This is a genomic window from Janthinobacterium sp. 344 (assembly GCF_900112025.1).
In the GTDB taxonomy this organism is placed as follows: domain Bacteria; phylum Pseudomonadota; class Gammaproteobacteria; order Burkholderiales; family Burkholderiaceae_D; genus Janthinobacterium.
The window spans coordinates 1-4,238 of record NZ_FOKL01000026.1; the positions used below are offsets into that span (position 1 = coordinate 1).

Genomic DNA, 4,238 nt, shown 5'->3' on the forward strand with positions numbered 1-4,238 from the left:
CGCCATCACGCTGGACGTGGCGGGCGACGGCTTGCTGAACGTGGCGATCAATGCGGGCGCCGTCGGCGCGCTGGTCAACAACGGCGGCCTGATCCAGGCTGACGGCGGCAGCGTGCTGCTGAGCGCGCAGGCGGCGGGCGACTTGCTGAAAACCGTGGTGAACAACACGGGCGTGATCGAGGCGCACAGCATCGACACGCGCGGCGGCACGATCAAGTTGTTGGGCGACATGCAGTCGGGCACGGTGAACGCGGCGGGCACCCTGGACGCCAGCGCGCCCGCGGGCGGCAATGGCGGCTTCATCGATACCTCGGCCGCGCACGTGAACATCGACGATGCGCTGAAGGTGACGACGGCGTCGAAGCAGGGTCTGGCGGGCACCTGGCTGATCGATCCGACCGATTTCAATATTGCGGCGCGCGGCGGCGACATGACGGGCGCGTTCCTGTCGAACAGCCTGAAAAGCGGCAATGTGCAGATCCAGAGCGTGTCGGGCGGCAGCGGCACGCAAGGCAATATCAATGTCAACGACACCATCAGCTGGTCGGCCAACAAGCTGACCCTGACGGCGCAAAACAACATCAACATCAACACGGGCATGCGCGGTTCGGGCACGGCCAGCCTGGCGCTCGAGTATGGACAGAGTTCGGCGGCCGGTGCGGGCAGCGCCTACAACGTCAGGGCCGAGGTGGACCTGCCGTCGGGGAACAACTTCAGCACCAGACAGGGCACCAGCGGTCCGCTCATCGCCTACACGGTGATCAATGACCTGGGCGCGGCGGGCAGCGTTTCGGGCACGGATTTGCAGGGACTGGGCCTGACGGGCAATTATGTATTGGGCAGCAATATCGATGCCCGCGCCACGAGCGGCTGGGACACGAGCCAGGGGTTCATGCCGATTGGTAATACGGCGACACCCTTCACCGGCACGCTCGATGGACTGGGCCACCAGATCGTGGGCTTGAGCATTAACCGCCAGATCGCCCAGGTCGGCCTGTTCGGCGAAGTGGGCGCGGCAGGCATCGTGCGCAATCTCGGCGTGACTGGGGGCAGCATCCAGGGCGGTGCGATGGATGGTACAGATTACGGCAATGTGGGGGGGCTGGCGGGCATCAACCGGGGCAAGCTCGACAATGTGTCGTTCAGCGGCGCCGTTGGCGGCGCGGCCTATGTCCGCCTCGGTGGCCTGGCTGGCAGCAATTTCGGCACGGTGGTCAACAGCCGCAGCGCGGGCAGCGTGGTCGACTCGGGCTACTACGGCGCGGCGGGACTGGTCAGCTACAACGCCGCCGGCGCCACCATCAGCAATAGTTCCAGCAGCGCCCAGGTGACGTCCACCCTTGGCAATGCGGGCGGCCTGGTGCGCTACAACGGCGGCGCCATTTCCGGCAGCTTCGCCACCGGCAACGTCAATTCAGGCAGCAACTATGGTGGCGGCCTGGTGGGCAATAATATCGACAATGGCAGCATCACCAACAGTTATGCCACGGGGGCCGTGCATGGCACCAGCAGTACCGGCGGCCTGGTGGGTGGCAATGATGCCGGGAGCAGTATCAGCAACAGCTATGCAACGGGCAAGGTGACGTCGAACGGCGGCTATGTCGGCGGCCTGGTAGGCTTGTTGCGCGGCACCTTGAGCAACAGCTATGCGACGGGCGACGTGCAGACCACGGCCCTGGCTGGCGGCGTCGTTGGCTACAATGTGAGCGGTACCATCACAAATGTGTATACGACAGGCAAGGTGACGGGCGGTGGTGCCAGTGTGGGCGCCATCGTGGGCGAGCACAACAATGGCACCATCAACCATGCCTATTTTGACAGCACGATCAATGGCAGCCTGAATGGCGTCGGCCAGAGCTTTGGCGGCGCCACGTCGAATGCCCAGGGCCTGAGCACGGCGCAGATGCTGGTGTCGAGCAATTATGTCGGTTTCAATTTCACCGGCACGGCCGGCGCCACGGGCAATAACTGGGCCGCGATCAGTGCGGACGGCACGCTCAATGGCGGCACGGGAACGCGGCCGATGCTGGCCTCGGAATGGTCAACCACCATCAATTCGGCGCACCAGCTGCAATTGATGGCGATGAACAAAGCGGCCAGCTACACCCTGGGCAGCAGTTTCGACGCCGCCACCACGGCGGCCATGGGCAAGGATATCTGGGGCACGACCGGCTTTATTCCCGTCGGCACCACCGCCTCGCCCTTCGTCGGCAGTCTTGATGGCACGGGCCATATCATTTCGAACCTGAATATCGCCAAGTCCGGCGTGACGGACGTGGGCCTGTTTGGCGCCGTCGGCGCCGCTGGCGCGATCGCGAACGTGGGCTTGTCCGGCAGCACGGTGGTTGGTGGCACGAACGTGGGCGCGCTCGCTGGCAGCAATGCGGGCAATATCAGCGGCAGTTTCGCCAACGGCAGCGTGGTGGGCGATTTGCGTGGTGGCGGTCTGGTCGGTAACAATACGGGCAGCATCAAGGATAGCTACGCCAGCGGCTCGGTGGGCGGCAATAACACCATGGGCGGCCTGGTCGGCAATAACGGCGGCAGCATCGCCAGCAGTTACGCGAACGGCACGGTGGGGGCGTCCAGCAACGCGGGCGGCCTGGCGGGCACGGGCACGGGCACGGTCAGTGGCAGTTATTGGGACATGACCACCAGCGGCCAGGCAGCGAGTAACGGCGGCGCGGGCCTGACGACGGCGCAGTGGAAGAGCCTGGCGAACTACACGGGGGCGGGCTGGGAACTGGCGCAGACCTGGGCCGTCTATGACGGGCAGAGCGGCCCCTATTTGCGCGCATTCATGACACCGATCGCCGTGCGCGTTTCCTACGACAACAAAGTGTACGACGGCGTGGCATATGCCGGCGGCAGCAGCAGCGTCAGCTATTCGAACGTGGTCGATAACGGCGTGCTGCTGGGCACGGCCGTGTTTAGCGGCAGCGCGGCCGGTGCCGTCAATGCGGGCACGTACGGCGTATCCGCCAGTGGCCTGTATTCGACGGGCGGCCAGTCCGGCTACGCCATCAGCTATATCGATGGCGGCCTGGTCATTACGCCGAAACAGATCAGCCTGAACGGCGCCACGGCGGGCAGCAAGGTCTATGACGGCACGATGAACGCCGTGCTTGGCGGCGGCAGCCTGGCCGGCGTCGTGGCCGGTGACGTGAATAATGTGACGCTCGCGTCCCTGCTGGGTACCTACGCCAGCAAGAACGTCGGCAATGGCATCAACGTGACCGCCACGGCCACCCTGGGCGGCAGCGCGGCCGGCAACTACATCCTGGCACCGCTGACGGGCATCACCGGCGACATCACGCCGGCCACCATCACGCTCAGCGGCTTGCTGGCTGGCAGCAAGGTGTATGACGGCTTGACGGCGACCACGCTCGACACGTCGGGTGCTGTGCTCACAGGCAAGATCGGCAGCGATGTGCTGAGCGTGAGCGGCACGGCGGCCTTCAGCGACAAGAACGCGGCATCGGGCAAGGTGGTCAATATCACGGGACTGGCGCTGGGCGGCGCCGATGCGGGCAACTATGTCCTCGACGCCAGCTCGGCCAGCGCGAATGCCGACATCACGGCCAAGGCGCTGACCATCACGGGCGTCAGCGCCGGCAACCGCGTCTACGATGGCACGCGCGACGCCAGCCTGTCGGGCGGCATCCTGAATGGCCTGGTCGGCAACGAAACCCTGGGCCTGTCCGGCCTGACGGGTACATTCGCCGACAAGGACGCCGGCACGAACAAAGTGGTGAGCGTCAGCGGCGCCACCCTGGCCGATGGCAGCAACGGCGGCCTGGCGAGCAATTACACGGTCAGCAATCCCGGCAACCTGGCCGCCAACATCGACAAGGCCAGCATCAGCGGCGTGTCGGGCATCACGGCCGGCAACAAGGTGTATGACGGGCTGACGTCGGCCACGCTCGATGCGTCCGGCGCGACATTTGGCGGCAAGATCGGCAATGACAGCCTGACGGTGGCCGGCGCCAGCGGCAGTTTCAGCGACAAGAATGCGGCCAACGGCAAGACCGTGAATATCGGCGGCATCGCCCTCGGCGGCGCGGACGCGGGCAACTACATCCTGGCCGATGCCACGGCGACGGCGACGGCCAACATCGACAAGGCCAGCATCAGCGGCGTGTCGGGCATCACGGCCGGCAACAAGGTGTATGACGGCTTGACGTCGGCCACGCTCGATGCGTCCGGCGCGACATTTGGCGGCAAGGTCGGCAATGACA

Annotated in this window: 1 protein-coding gene; it reads left to right on the plus strand. The window is 65.5% G+C overall.

From position 1 onward, the window contains the following. On the plus strand, positions 1-4,238 hold a 4,238-nt coding region (locus BM193_RS28145; protein WP_217649402.1), incomplete at both ends, for a beta strand repeat-containing protein.